This is a genomic window from Bradyrhizobium barranii subsp. apii (assembly GCF_011516635.5).
Taxonomy (GTDB): domain Bacteria; phylum Pseudomonadota; class Alphaproteobacteria; order Rhizobiales; family Xanthobacteraceae; genus Bradyrhizobium; species Bradyrhizobium barranii.
Genome location: NZ_CP096255.1, coordinates 2,766,767 through 2,780,032, shown reverse-complemented (window position 1 = coordinate 2,780,032; position 13,266 = coordinate 2,766,767). Strand labels below are relative to the sequence as shown.

9 protein-coding genes and 2 pseudogenes are annotated in these 13,266 nt (G+C 62.3%); 6 read left to right on the top strand and 5 right to left on the bottom strand.

Going from position 1 to position 13,266, the window contains the following annotated elements; translation table 11 throughout:
• The first annotated feature begins 1 nt into the window (after position 1).
• Positions 2–1,537 (top strand): annotated as a pseudogene (gene tnpC, locus HAP41_RS13220) (IS66 family transposase).
• Positions 1,538–1,968: 431 nt separating this feature from the next.
• Here the strand turns inward: tnpC and HAP41_RS13215 are convergent.
• The 4 genes and pseudogenes from HAP41_RS13215 to HAP41_RS13200 form a co-directional block, all read right to left on the bottom strand.
• Positions 1,969–2,292, bottom strand: a complete 324-nt coding sequence (locus tag HAP41_RS13215; protein WP_166101274.1) for a DUF736 domain-containing protein — start codon at positions 2,290–2,292, stop codon at positions 1,969–1,971.
• 663 nt (positions 2,293–2,955) lie between these two features.
• Positions 2,956–3,120: pseudogene (locus HAP41_RS13210) on the bottom strand (DUF736 domain-containing protein); the annotation flags it as partial.
• Positions 3,121–3,490: 370 nt separating this feature from the next.
• Positions 3,491–4,696: an IS91 family transposase gene (locus HAP41_RS13205; RefSeq protein ID WP_166101280.1), complete on the bottom strand. Its 1,206-nt coding sequence runs from the start codon at positions 4,694–4,696 to the stop codon at positions 3,491–3,493.
• An 11-nt stretch (positions 4,697–4,707) separates the two neighbouring features.
• Positions 4,708–5,592, bottom strand: a complete 885-nt coding sequence (locus HAP41_RS13200; protein ID WP_166106044.1) for a tyrosine-type recombinase/integrase — start codon at positions 5,590–5,592, stop codon at positions 4,708–4,710.
• A 380-nt stretch (positions 5,593–5,972) separates the two neighbouring features.
• Here HAP41_RS13200 and HAP41_RS13195 point away from each other — a divergent pair, with 380 nt between their 5' ends.
• Positions 5,973–8,411, top strand: coding sequence for a TOTE conflict system archaeo-eukaryotic primase domain-containing protein (locus HAP41_RS13195; RefSeq protein WP_166101286.1), 2,439 nt, complete (start codon positions 5,973–5,975; stop codon positions 8,409–8,411).
• Positions 8,412–8,447: 36 nt separating this feature from the next.
• On the opposite strand, the gene HAP41_RS13190 is transcribed toward HAP41_RS13195, so the two are convergent.
• On the bottom strand, positions 8,448–8,747 hold the full coding sequence (locus tag HAP41_RS13190; protein WP_166101292.1) for a DUF736 domain-containing protein: 300 nt from the start codon (positions 8,745–8,747) through the stop codon (positions 8,448–8,450).
• A 501-nt stretch (positions 8,748–9,248) separates the two neighbouring features.
• Here HAP41_RS13190 and HAP41_RS13185 point away from each other — a divergent pair.
• The 4 genes from HAP41_RS13185 to HAP41_RS13170 all read left to right on the top strand — a co-directional run bounded on the left by HAP41_RS13185 (position 9,249) and on the right by HAP41_RS13170 (position 13,154).
• Positions 9,249–10,457, top strand: coding sequence for a tyrosine-type recombinase/integrase (locus HAP41_RS13185; protein ID WP_166101295.1), 1,209 nt, complete (start codon positions 9,249–9,251; stop codon positions 10,455–10,457).
• Positions 10,451–11,371, top strand: coding sequence for a tyrosine-type recombinase/integrase (locus HAP41_RS13180; protein ID WP_166101298.1), 921 nt, complete (start codon positions 10,451–10,453; stop codon positions 11,369–11,371). Before HAP41_RS13185 ends, HAP41_RS13180 begins: the two co-directional genes overlap by 7 nt.
• On the top strand, positions 11,368–12,378 hold the full coding sequence (locus tag HAP41_RS13175) for a tyrosine-type recombinase/integrase (protein WP_166101305.1): 1,011 nt from the start codon (positions 11,368–11,370) through the stop codon (positions 12,376–12,378). The genes HAP41_RS13180 and HAP41_RS13175 overlap by 4 nt, the downstream gene beginning before the upstream one ends.
• 479 nt (positions 12,379–12,857) lie before the next feature.
• Positions 12,858–13,154 (top strand): DUF736 domain-containing protein, encoded by a 297-nt coding sequence (locus HAP41_RS13170; protein ID WP_166101310.1) that lies wholly within the window; start codon positions 12,858–12,860, stop codon positions 13,152–13,154.
• Positions 13,155–13,266: the final 112 nt, after the last annotated feature.

Sequence of the window (13,266 nt, the reverse complement as noted above, 5' to 3'; positions counted from 1 at the left end):
CATGCAGCTCGATCTCGACAATCTGCCGTCGGATACTGCGCTTCTGCATCGCCTGGTGCGCGACATTGCTTCGGTCATCACGCATCGGAACAGCGAGATCCAGCGTCTCCAGGCAATCATCAAACAGCTTCAGCGTGCACAATTTGGACGACGTTCCGAGCGTCTCGACGCCGATCAACTCGCCCTTGGACTGGAAGACCTGGACGTCGATCTGTCGGCTGTCGAGGCAGATCAAGCCTCGGTGGAGGCGTCTGCGCCGACGCAGAAACTGCGGCCGAAGCGCAAGCCACTGCCGGATCATCTGCCCCGCGAAGAGGTCGTGCTCAACGTCGATAGCGAGAAATGTGCGTGCTGCGGCGGCGCGCTGCATGCGATCGGTGAGAGTGTCAGCGAGATGCTGGACTGGGTACCGCGCAGTTGCGCGTGGTGCGCGTCTGCCGCCCGAAATATGCCTGCCGCAGCTGCGGAACGATCACCCAGGCACCGGCGCCCGAACGACCGATCGCCGGCGGTTTGGCCACGCCAGCCATGCTCGCGCAGGTGCTGGTCAGCAAATACTGCGACCACACACCGCTCTATCGACAGGCGCAGATTTTTGCCCGCCATGGCGTCGAACTGGAGCGCTCGACATTGGCCGGATGGGTCGGCGGCGCGTGCTGGTGGTTTGCGGCTCTGCACGATCGGCTGTGCGAGCACATGTTCGCGTCGGATCACCTGTTTGCCGACGACACTCCAATCCCGGTGCTCGATCCTGGCCGCGGGCGCACCAAAACCGGACGGCTGTGGGTGTATGCCCGCGATCAACGGAGCTGGGCTGGGCCTGAGCCGCCAGCTGCGGTTTATGTGTTCGCGCCCGACCGGAAAAGCGGAGCGCCCGGCAGCGCATCTGACGCACTTTAGGGGCGTTCTGCACGTCGACGGTTACGCTGGATTCGAGCGGCTGACTGGCGCCGGAAACATCACTCTCGCCGCATGTTGGGCGCACACCAGGCGCAGGTTCTACGAGGTTGCGCAAGCCGAGGACACGCCCATCGCGCACGAGGCCCTGCGCCGCATCGCCAGCCTCTATGCCGTCGAAGCGCAGGTGCGTGGTCAATCGCCAGCGCATCGGCTGGCCACGCGGCGCGCACTCGCCAAGCCGATCATTGACAGCCTTCGCCTTTGGCTCGAGGTTCAGCTCCCGCAACTGCCCGGCCGCGGCAATCTCGCCGAAGCGATCCGGTACGCGCTGTCGCGCTGGGATGGATTGACCCGCTTCCTCCATGACGGCCGCATCGAACTCGACACGAACCCCGTCGAGCGGGCGATCCGACCTGTGGCGCTCGGCCGCAAGAACCATCTCTTTGCCGGTAGCGACGGCGGCGGGGAACGATGGGCAATCCTCTGTTCGCTGATCGAGACGTGCAAACTCAATGACGTCGAGCCTTACGCATACCTGCGTGACGTGCTGCAGCGAATGGTCGACGGACATCCGATCAACCGTCTGGACGAACTGCTGCCGTGGGCTTGGAACGCTCAGCATCCTGTCAAGGCCTGAGCTCATGTGCAGGATCCGGACGCATACCTCTGCTCGTTGCTACTCGCTAACCCTTCCTCATCTTGCCGCAACCCATCTGCCGATCCACGAGGCACACAGCAAAATCGACCGCTCGGCACGTGTCCAAGCCATCAGTTTTAGCCTCTCAGCTGTCCATAGATTGACGCGAATTCCAATGGCGATGGAGCGATTTTCTGCATCGGAACGAAGAGAAAGAGCCATTGAACGACCCTTCGCTCCAGGCAAAATTCGGCCCCGTGCAAGTGCGTTTCTTCGATCGTAATGGGATGTCCCGCAGGCTGTTAAGCCGCGTTCGTTCTTCTACGCGCGCCCAGTTGGGAGCGTTCTCACACTAGTCGGTGATATTCAAAACCTGATTTCCGGGACATGAGAAGGGCTCCCGCGCGATGCGCGGGAGCCCAGCATTTGACCTAGTCGATAGGATTCCAGATGAGAAAGAAGCTGCCGTCAGCGTAAAGGCCAACCGTTCGACCAAGGTTGGCGCAGAGCTTGCGGACCCCAAGGCCAGGTGCTGCGAGTGACAGGCTGACGTAGTCCGATCCGGGGCTCTCGCCGGTCAAAATCCGACCGGATCCGACCTCGAGCCCCTGGGTGAAGATGCGGAAGTCTGACGGGTCATCGCCTGACTTATCGCGGTTTGGCACGATGTCGATGTCGGCGCGGACGGGCAGGAATTTGAGCTGGCCCCTGAAGCCGCCGTAAGTTGTGCGGGTGACGAATCCGATCGCGGTCATGGTCTGTCTCCTCGTTGCCGCAGGGCCGATGCCCTGCGATGGCGAGACCGTCATGGCGGCCGGCCCGCATCCGAACCCTTGGGGCGAAGCGCAGCGGCGCACCCGAGCGCCCTCCTTTTTTGGAGCGAAGCGGCCGCGAGGAGCCGGCTTGCCGGCGGGGAAAAAAGGAGCGTGCGAGGGTTTCGGATGGGGGACGGCTGCCATAGGTCGCAGCGCCATAAGCAGGGAATCGTGCCCTTCAGACGAGGGAGACAGGCCTTGCTGCAGAGCGCTGTTCACCCGCACAAACGGCGCCTGGGCAACGCTTCGACGTATGCGTTACCTCTCGAGTCTCCCGCGATCCAGAGCCGATTATCTCACCGGGAATGCGGCTCGGTTTCGCATCCGAGGCGTGGCCCTGGTGCCGGCTATCAAGTCGAATCCGGCGCTATTAGTTGGCCGCGCAGATGGCGATTGAACTCATGATCCGTCCAACAAAGGCTCATCCAAAGCTCGATAAATTTGCGACTCAGCGCCTCGAATCTTGCTTGAGGCGTCCCGCAAATCCGCGGCTGCGCGCCTCCCGTTGGAGACAGAAAATGCTCTTCTCCTTACTCTTAAAAGCAGCACAGAAAACGAAAAAAGGCCCCGCCTCCGAGGAGGCGGGGCCGATGATCCCTGGCGTCAGTCGCCGCTGCGGCGCGACCAGATCAGGGTGAAATCCGCCTCGCCTTCGACCTTGACCAGCGAGGCGTAGATCGGAGCCGGGAAACTCGGATCGTCGAGTTTGACCGAGAGATATTCGCGGTCGCTGTCGCGAACCGTCTTCTTCCAGGCGGCGCCGAATTCGACATTATGTGGTGCACGACATAATAGAGAGCGTTTTTAGATTGGCGGCGCGGTACCGAAACTTCAAAGTGCGCAGCTGCGAGTGCGCCGGTAATCTAAAAACGTGTTGGACGAAGCCGCCTAGCGCGCAGCTGCCGCTATGGAAATTGGATGCTGCTTCCCGATGGACAGCGCCGTCGCCGGGGCTTCGGGGACATGCTGGATGCGGTCTTGATGCGAAACATTCTAATCGAGATATGGTCTCCCGGACGAAAGGACCGGCGACGCCAGCGCCTGGAGGGCTCGATGTCGGAGGCGTGACAATAGGACGCCTGCTGTCTGCCTTGGCAGACGGAAAGCACGATGATCAATGAGTTGAAAAGCCCGACCGTCATGAAGTGTCCATAAGAGGTGGGTCGTGTGACGCAACGGGCGCGAGCACCTCGATGCACACCATCTGCCCTTGACGGCAAAAGGGACATTCTCGCAGGGAAACTCCGGTCAGCTCCTCGACCTTGTCGCGATAATCGCGCCCTTCCTTCGGTTTTACCGGCGTATCGGACTGCTGCATTCCGAGCAGTTCGCGGCAGCGGGCGAGCTTTTGCTTGCGGTAGCGGTTGCCCATGAAACCGTAATAACGGATGCGCTGAAATCCCTCGGGCAAGACATGGACGAGGAAACGCCGGATGAACTCCCCGGCGTCGAGCGTCATCACCTTTTGCCGGTTCTCGTTGCGATAGTCCTTCCACCGGAAGCGTACCTTGCCATCCTCGATATCGACGATCCGGTTGTTGGCGATTGCCACCCGGTGTGTATAGCGTCCGACATATTCCAGAACCTGCTCAGCGCCCGCGAAGGGTGGCTTGGCATAGACCACCCAGTTGACCTGGCGGGCGGGATCCAGATAGCGCCGGAATGCGACGGGATCGTGCAGCCGTTCCAATGACGAAAAGAATCGCAACTCACCGGCATCGAATGCTCTTTGCAGGCCTTCGAGAAACAATCGCCGGAAGAGTCGGGAGAGCACGGCGACTGGTAGGAAGAAGCCGGGACGACACGCGATCCAGCGGCTCCCGTCAGGCGACAGCCCGCCGCCGGGCACGACGCAGTGGAGATGGGGATGATGGCTGAGATTCTGACCCCAGGTGTGAAGCACCGCGAAAAACCCGATCTCCGCGCCGAGATGTCGCCGATCGGCAGCAATGGTGCGCAAAGTCTCGGCGGCTGCGTGGAACAGGATCTTGTAGACCGTGCTGGCATTCTGGAAGGCAATCGCGGCGATCTCGTCGGGAACGGTGAAGACGACATGGAAGTACTGCGTATCGAGAAGCTCTTCCCGCCGAGCCTCGATCCATTCCGCTCGGGCGAGCCACTGGCACTTGGGGCAACTGCGGGAACGGCAGCTGTTGTACGCGATCCGTCGTTCACTACAGCGGTCACACTGTTCGACATGCCCTCCGAGCGCCGACGTTCGGCAGCGCTCGATGGCAGTCATCGCTGCGCGTCGTTCGGTCGATAGCGAGGCCCGGTGCTGCTCTCGCCAGGCAGCACCGTAGCGACGGAATATATCCGCGACCTCCGGACTTGAGCGGCCCATGAGGTTGGCCGTCAGAAATGTTCGGGCGTTGGCGGCGAGGAAGCCTTGGGGATTGGGCGCGGCAGCAGTTCAAGCGGGCTCGTCGCCGCGCAGACCTTGTTGGTAGCGATCCGCAAATATTGGGCGGTCGTCGACAGGCTGCGATGGCCGAGCAGGAGCTGGATGGTGCGGAGATCGGTTCCGGCTTCGAGCAGGTGCACCGCAAATGCGTGCCGCAGCGAATGCGGCGTCACCGGCTTGGAGAGTTTCGACACCCGATGTGCCTTGCGGCAGGTGGCATCCACGGCGCTTGTCGATATCGGTTCTCCAGTAACGGCGCCGGGAAACATCCAACCCCCGGTGGGTCGCACGGCGCGCCAATAGTCCGTCAGCACCTCCAGCAACCTGGCCGATAGCATGACGTAGCGGTCCTTCTGTCCCTTGCCTTGTTCGACGCGCAGCACCATGCGCTGGCGATCGATGGCCTCAGGCTTCAGGCGGGTCGCCTCGGAAATACGCAGGCCGGCGGCATAGCATGTCGTCAGGATCGCCTGGTGCTTGAAGCTCTCGATGCAGCCAAGGAAGTGCAGCACCTCCTCGGGGCTGAGAATGACGGCCAGTGTCTTTGGCGCCTTTGGGCACGGAATGACCTGGTCGAAATCCCAATCGAGGCCGAGCGTGACGCGGTAGAGGAATCGAAGCGCTGCGACGGTCACGTGCACCGAACGTGGCGCCAGCTTTTTCTCGTTCGTCAGATAGACCTGGTAGGCTCGGATATCCTCCGGGCCTAGCAAAGCCGGCGATTTAGCGAAATGCCGGGCGAACTGCGAAACCTGCAGCAAATACGAATCCTGTGTGTGTCGCGACAGGTTGCGTACCTGCATGTCTTCCATCATGCGTAACCGAAGCGAGGTCATAGCGAACTCCTTGGCAAGGGGGACGCTGCGCGCGGGCAGCAACACCATCTTGCCAAGGGCAAGCGCGTCTGAAATGGAATGGATTACGTCGCTGTACGGGTGGTGTCGGGGTCAGAGACACGGGCTGGCTTCAAGGGGGATACCCCACGCTCAACGCGGATACCCTCCCGCGGAGCGGGTTCGTCCAAGACCGATTATGCGTAGAGCGGCATTATGCGGAGTGTTGGCCTGTGAGGCTGGATTTCCGCCGGTTTTGGTGGATTTTGCTCCGCATAATGTCGAACACCTTGGGCCGTCGTGACGCATAGTCCGCCTTAAACGGAGGTCGTCTTTGGTCTATGTTTGCGCGCGACATGAACATTTAGGCGTAGGCTACAAAGTTGGTCGACAAGAATGAAGCTTCGGGGGAAATCGCACGCATTCGACGGCGGTTAGCTGATCTGAATGCAGAGCGGATGGAGCTTGAGCGTGAATTGGAAGCGCTTGAGCAAAAGCTGATCTCCGGTAGCCGCGCGGCCGAACGGCACGCTTTTGCCGATGCCTCTGTTACCAACAACTCCTCATCTATCGAGAAAATCGAGTTGTTCCGGCGCCTGTTCGCCGGGCGGCCCGATGTTTTCCCGGTGCGATGGGAAAATAGAAAAGCTGGACGCTCCGGTTATTCGCCGGCCTGTTCCAACGAATGGGCGAAAGAAATCTGCGGGAAACCGAAGGTAAAATGTGGGGAATGCCCGCATCAGGCTTTCATTCCTCCTTCCGAGGACATCATCGAAAAGCACCTTCGTGGCGGCGATACCCGCACCGGTGACTTTGTCGCCGGTGTATACCCGTTGCTCCAGGACGAAACATGCTGGTTCCTCGCCGCAGACTTCGACAAGGAGGCGTGGGCGGAGGACGCCGGGGCGCTCCTGCAAACCTGCCGCGGCAGAGGCATCGCTGCCGCTCTCGAGCGGTCCCGATCGGGAAATGGCGGCCATGTCTGGATATTCTTCGGCGAACCGATCCCGGCGCGGACCGCGCGCCAGATGGGGGCGGCCCTGATCACGGAGACGATGGAGAAACGTCCCGAGATCGGCTTCTCCTCTTATGATCGGTTCTTTCCCAACCAGGATACGATGCCACTTGGTGGCTTCGGCAATCTGATTGCACTTCCCCTCCAACGAAAAGCTCGCGAAGTTGGCAACAGCGTTTTTGTCGACAGAGATCTGCGACCTTACGACGACCAATGGGCGTATCTGTCTTCTCTCCCAAGATTATCAGCTGATGCGGCCTTCGGGATCGCCAACGAGGCGGAACTGTCAGGACGGGTGTTGGGCGTCCGGATGCCGGTCGATGACGAACATGCTGACGAGCCGTGGAAGATGTCGCCGTCACGCCGTAGTGAGCCACGGCGTATCAATGCTGCGATACCACAGCAGATCAGGATCGTGGTCGCTGATCAGATCTACATCGACAGGACAGAACTTCCGCCGGCCCTGATTGCGCAGTTCGTTCGCTTGGCAGCGTTCCAGAACCCGGAATTCTATCGCGCGCAAGCAATGCGTTTGCCGACATTCGGCAAGCCTCGAATCGTCTCGTGCGCCGAGCTCCATCCTCGACATGTAGCTCTGCCTCGCGGCTGCTTCGACGAAACTGTCGAACTCATCAAGAGTCACGGGGCGGTCGCCATTTTGGACGATCATCGCGAAGATGGAACGGCGCTGCCTGCCGGCGTCTCATTCCAGGGCGGACTGCGAGGGCCACAATCCCGGGCTTTCGATGCTCTCGTTGCCCACGACAGCGGCGTGCTCGCCGCCACGACGGCCTTCGGCAAGACGGTTGTCGCAGCCGCACTCATCGCACATCGCGCCCGCAACGCACTGGTTCTCGTTCATCGCCGGGAACTACTCACTCAATGGGTGGAGCGCCTGAGTTCCTTTTTGAACATCGATCCGAAACAGATCGGCGTTATCGGGGGTGGAAAAAGAAAGCCGACCGGCGTCATCGATGTGGCGCTCATCCAGAGCCTCGTCCGCAATGGAGAGGTCGCTGATATCGTTGCTGATTACGGTCATCTGATTGTCGACGAATGCCATCATCTGTCCGCTGCAAGCTTTGAGCTTGTCGCTCGGCGGTCAAAGGCGCGATACGTCGTCGGCCTGTCCGCGACCGTTGCCCGAAAGGACGGGCATCATCCCATCATCTTCATGCAATGCGGCCCTGTTCGCCATCGGGTCGATGCAAGAGTTCAGGCTGCCGAACGTGGCATTCGTCACCGCGCCCGCGATCGCTCGACGAAATTTGAATTGCCGCCGTCCTTGGCGTTGGCCGAACGCCCGTCAATGCCGGCGATCTATGCAGCCCTGGCGCAGGACAGTGGCCGGAATGACCTGATCTTTGATGATGTATTGAAATCGCTTGAAGCCAAGCGTTCGCCCATCGTTCTGACAGAACGAAAAGACCATCTCGAATATCTTCGTCAGAGATTCTCGCCATTCGTGAAAAATCTCGTGGTGCTGCGTGGCGGCATGTCCGCGAAGGATCGCAAAACAGCCAACACGGTGTTGAATGTCCCTGATGATGATGAGCGTCTGATACTCGCAACAGGCCGCTACATTGGTGAAGGCTTCGATGACGCTCGACTCGACACGCTGTTCCTGACGATGCCGATCGCCTGGAAGGGAACATTGGCACAGTATGTCGGCCGCCTGCATCGCCAGCATGATGGCAAGAAAGATGTTTTGGTCGTCGACTATGTCGATAATACCGTCCCGGTTCTGGCCCGGATGGGAGCGAAGCGACGAGCGGGTTATCGCGCGCTGGGCTACGTGATCGAGTAGTGGCGCCCCGCTGAGAGCGGAGCGCCGTTGGGCCAGTCATCGCGACCAGATGAGCTTGTGCTCGCCCTTGTCACCCTGAACTAGGGAGGCGTAGACCGGAGCCGTGAAGGACGGATCGTCGAGCTTGAGCGAGAGGTACTCGGCACCAGTCTCACGGGCGGTCCTGCTCCAGCCGGCGCCGAACTCGACACCGTTGGCGGTGACGCGATAGTCGGGCGCCTTGTCGTTGTCGCGGTCGCAGGGTTTGATGGTGGCCTTGACGTTGAGGGTGAGGGTCTTGATCGTGCCGGCGAAGGCGCCGTTGTCGTCGCGGGTGAAGGTGCCGATCTGAGCCATTGTCGTATCTCCTGAGAGTTCCCCGAAGCCGCCCGATGCAGCCTCGATGGCGGTCGTGAGGCGATGGACCGGACGTCTGCACCCTCGGGCCGCAGCGTCAGCGGAGGACGGCGGCAGCCGAGCTTGTTGTTGCGCGAGGAATGCGGCGTGGCCGCAGGGGAAGAAGGTCGGCGGAGCCGTTGCAGGCCAAGTCTGGAGCGGCGCCAGACCAGCCCCAAGAGAGGCCGCATCGGGGGCTTCGCCGGCATTGTCGGCAGAGAACGACGCTGGCGGTCGGCGCCTCTTCAGCACGTTCGGCGCCGCCGGCGCGTCAACCCTCCGGCATTACGGCCAGCATGCTCCGACCCAACGACACACGCCGCGCCCGACGGGTCTCCACGGACATGTCGGATTCGGATCCAGTGGGCAAAACGCCTATCGCATGGAATGGGATCGAAACCTTCGGTTTGCTCGACGCGCCGGGCGCTCCCGGCGTGAACAAGCAACTCGAAGGAAAACGTGGTGACAAAACGAAAGCGCAGACATCGCCGAAGCGTTGATGTCCGGATCAACTGGCTGCAACCGCATGTCGATGACTTCAAGGACTGGCTCTCGCTGCGGAAATACACACCGGCGACAGTAACAGAGGTGGCGCGCCTGCTCGCGCTGTGGGCCGATTGGGTCCGCGCGTCCGGCTTCGAGATCGAAACGCTCGCCGCCGGCTTCGCCGCATCGGCGTCGGTGTTCCGGGGTAGCAAGACAACTCGTGCGCCACAGGGCGCCGCCGCGCTGTTCATCGCCTATCTGCGTGAGACGAACGTGCTGCCGCCGGAGCGGCGGCCGTCGCTGGAGGAGAGCTGGCCGGCACTGGCCGCCTTCCGTCGCTGGATGCGGGAGCAGCGCGGCGTCAAGGACTCCACGCTCGACACCTATCAGGCGATCCTGGTCGACCTGCTGGCGTCGCTCGGCACCGATCCGGCCCCGTACACAGCCGCCGCGATCCGCGGCTTCGTGCTCGATCGCGCGAAGCCGCACGGACGCGGACGGGCGCAAGGCATCACCGTCGCCACGCGCGCCTACCTCAAATATCTTGTGGCGACAGGGCAGTGCCCGGTCGGCCGGGAACAGGCTGTTCCGAGCTTCGCGAACTGGCAGTTGGCGACGACGCCACGCTTCCTCGGGCAAGCCGACATCGGCCGCCTTCTTGCCGCTTGTGACGGCGAGGATCGGCTGCGCGATCGGGCCGTCATTCTGCTCCTTGCCCGCTTGGGCCTCAGGGCAAGCGAAGTCGCTAATCTGGCCTTCGGTGAGATCGACTGGGTGGCTGGCAGGATAACCCTTGCCGGCAAGGCTCGGCGCGAGGAGCGCCTGCCACTGACTCAGGAGATTGGCGATGCCATCCTCGCCTATATCGAGCGGGCACGGCCGCGCGTCGCGACAACGCGGGTCTTCCTGACGAGTGCTGCGCCCGTCAGGCCGCTCAGCCGCATCGCCGTGAAATGCATCGTGCGCCGTGCCCTCGATAGGGCTGGCGTCAAAAGCATCCATCGTGGGGCTCATGTTCTGCGCCACTCCGCCGCGACGACCATGCTGCGCAACGGCGCCAGCCTTGCCGGTGTCGGCGCCGTGCTGCGGCACCGCTCCCCATCGGTCACAGCGCTCTATGCCAAGGTGGATATCGGCCTCTTGTCGGAGATTGCGCAGCCCTGGGGCGGGAGGCTACCATGTTGAGCGAGGACGCTGACCGCTACATCACCCTTCGCCGCACGCTCGGTTACAAGCTGGTCAAGGCCGAGCGGTGTCTTCGTGCCTTCGCGCGCTTCGCCGCCGGGCGGGACGAAGCGCATATCCGCACCGCATCCGTTCTCGCCTGGTTGCCGACGGTCGCCCGGACGCCGGGCGCACGCGAACGGCGCCTGACGGACCTGATCCTGTTCGCGCGCTTCCTGCATGCCGAAGATCCTCGGCATGAGATCCCGCGCGCCGACTTCGCGCGGAACCGGCAAACGCGACCGATTCCCTATATCTATACCGCGGACGAGATCGCCCGCATCCTCGAGGCCGCCGGCAGGCTCCGACGTCAGAAGCCCAATCCCCTGCGTCACCAGCTCTACGTCATGCTGTTCGGGCTGATCGCCGCCACGGGACTGCGCATCTCGGAGGCCATTGCGCTCAAGCTTGATGACATTGGGCCCGATGGTGTGCTGCACATCCGCGAGACCAAGTTCCGCAAGAGCCGGCTCGTGCCGCTGCATCCGACGGTCATCGAGGCGCTCGCCCGCTATCTCGAGGCCCGCCGCCAACGCGCCGGCGCAAGCGACTGGCTGTTCCCATCCGTCCGGCACAGGGCGCTGTACTCGACGACGGTGAATTACACATTCCGCTGCGTCTTGCGGCGAGCGGGAATTGCACCGGAGCGAAGCCAGCAGCCTCGCATCCACGATCTGCGCCATACCTTCGCAACTCGCGTGCTCGAACAATGCGGTGTCGAGCGTGGCGCGGTCGCCCGGCACTTCGTCGCTCTGTCGACCTATCTCGGCCATGCCGATATCCAGAACACCTACTGGTACCTCCAGGCGACGCCGGAGATGATGGCGGATATCGCCTCGGCAGCGGAAATGCTGGTTGGAGGGAGCGTGGCATGACGAAGCTCGCCCCTCTCATCACAGGCTTCCTGCGCGACTACATGCCCCGCCAGCGCGGCTACAGTCCGGAAAGCTGCGAGACCTACGCGTTCAGCTTCAAGCTGCTGTTCGACTTCGCCGCGAAACGGCTCGGCACGCGTCCGTCACGGCTGACGATCGAAGACCTGGACGCGCCGCTGATCGTCGCCTTCCTGGCCCACATCGAACAGGAGCGCGGCAATGGCGCCGCCACGCGCAACCTGCGGCTCGCCGCCATCAAGACGTTCATGCGCTATGTGGAGCACCGGGTGCCCTCCGCCCTTGAGCAGATCGGTCGCGTCCATGCCATCCCGGTCAAGCGCCACGACCAGAAGCTCATCCGCCATCTGACGATGGAGGAGGTTCGCGCGATCCTCAACGCCCCCGATCTTGCGACACGATCCGGCGTGCGCGACCGGGCGATGATGCACCTCTGCTTTGCCGGGGGCTTGCGGGTCTCCGAGCTGGTCGGCGTTCTGACCGAAAACCTGTCGCTCCAGCACGGAGCGAGCGTGACGATCCGGGGCAAGGGCCGCAAGGAACGCTGCCTCCCACTCTGGAAGGACACCGCGCGCGACCTTCGCGCCTGGTTGAGCGTCAGGGGAGCAGTCCGCGTGCCGGAGCTGTTCGTCAACGCACAGGATGAGCCGATGACCCGTGCGGGCTTCGAGTACGTGCTCGACAAGCACGTTCGTGCGGCGGCCGAGGCGTGCCCGTCCTTGCGCAGTCGTTCGATCTCTCCGCACCAGCTTCGGCATAGCTGCGCGGTGATCATGCTGCAGGCGACGCACGATATCCGGAAGGTGGCGCTGTGGCTTGGGCATGCCGATATCCGCACAACCGAGGTCTATCTCCGCATGGATCCCTCGGAAAGGCTCGAGGCAGTGGAAGCGGTCGTTCCGCCGGAGCTGCGCCGCGGTCGGTTCAGGGCGCCGGATGCATTGATCGCCTCTTTGTTGGAGAACGCATCTACGTCCGACACGACGTGAGGCTTCATTATCATGCTACGGTGACGCGCCGTCGGTCCGTTCGGTGCGGCAGCACGATCGTGCCGGCCACATCAGCAAGTTGAGCCTTCTCCCGTTCGATCTTGGAACCGGAGAAGGACGCTCTTGTTGCGCGTGAATCTGGTTAGTGCGGTGACGCCGTCATTGGCCTTGGTGATGCCTGTGAGCCGATGCTCTCCTGTGAAGCTGCTTGGGCTCACGTCCATACCGGCCTTTTGCTGGCGGATCACGCGCCACAATACGCTCGCTGCGCTCGCCGACCTTTACCCGCAATGGCTCGTTCGCGATCTTCTTCCCCTGCCGCCAAGCGGCGGCATTCCTCGCGAGGCAACAAGATCGCTCAGCCCGCCATCCTCCGCTGACGCTGCGGGCCAAGGCTGCGGGGCGGTCGTTGCGGCGCTCACAGATCGCCATCAAGGCCGCGATGGTCGCGGGCTTGGAAACAGCAACAGGAGATCACCATGGCTCAGATTGGCACCTTCACCCGCGCCGAAGATGGCTCGTACACCGGCACCATCAAGACGCTTTTGCTCAACATTAAGGTACGCTTCCTTCCGACCGAACCCTCCGGTAACGAGAAGGCGCCGGACCTGCGCGTGACGGCCGGCAACGTTGAGATAGGCGCCGCGTGGCAGCGGACCTCGAAAGAGAACACCGTCTATCACTCGGTGAAGCTCGACGACCCGTCCTTCCCGGCGCCGATCTACGCCAACTTCGTCGCGGTCGATGACGGCTACGCGCTCGTCTGGTCGCGCTGACCCTCGGCTTGCGGCGTCTCGCCTCGCGCGAGGCGCCGCGGCTCTCCTCAACGATATTATGCGGAGCGCCGCCATCCAAAACGCGCCGAAAAACCTGCGCTCAAATCACGCC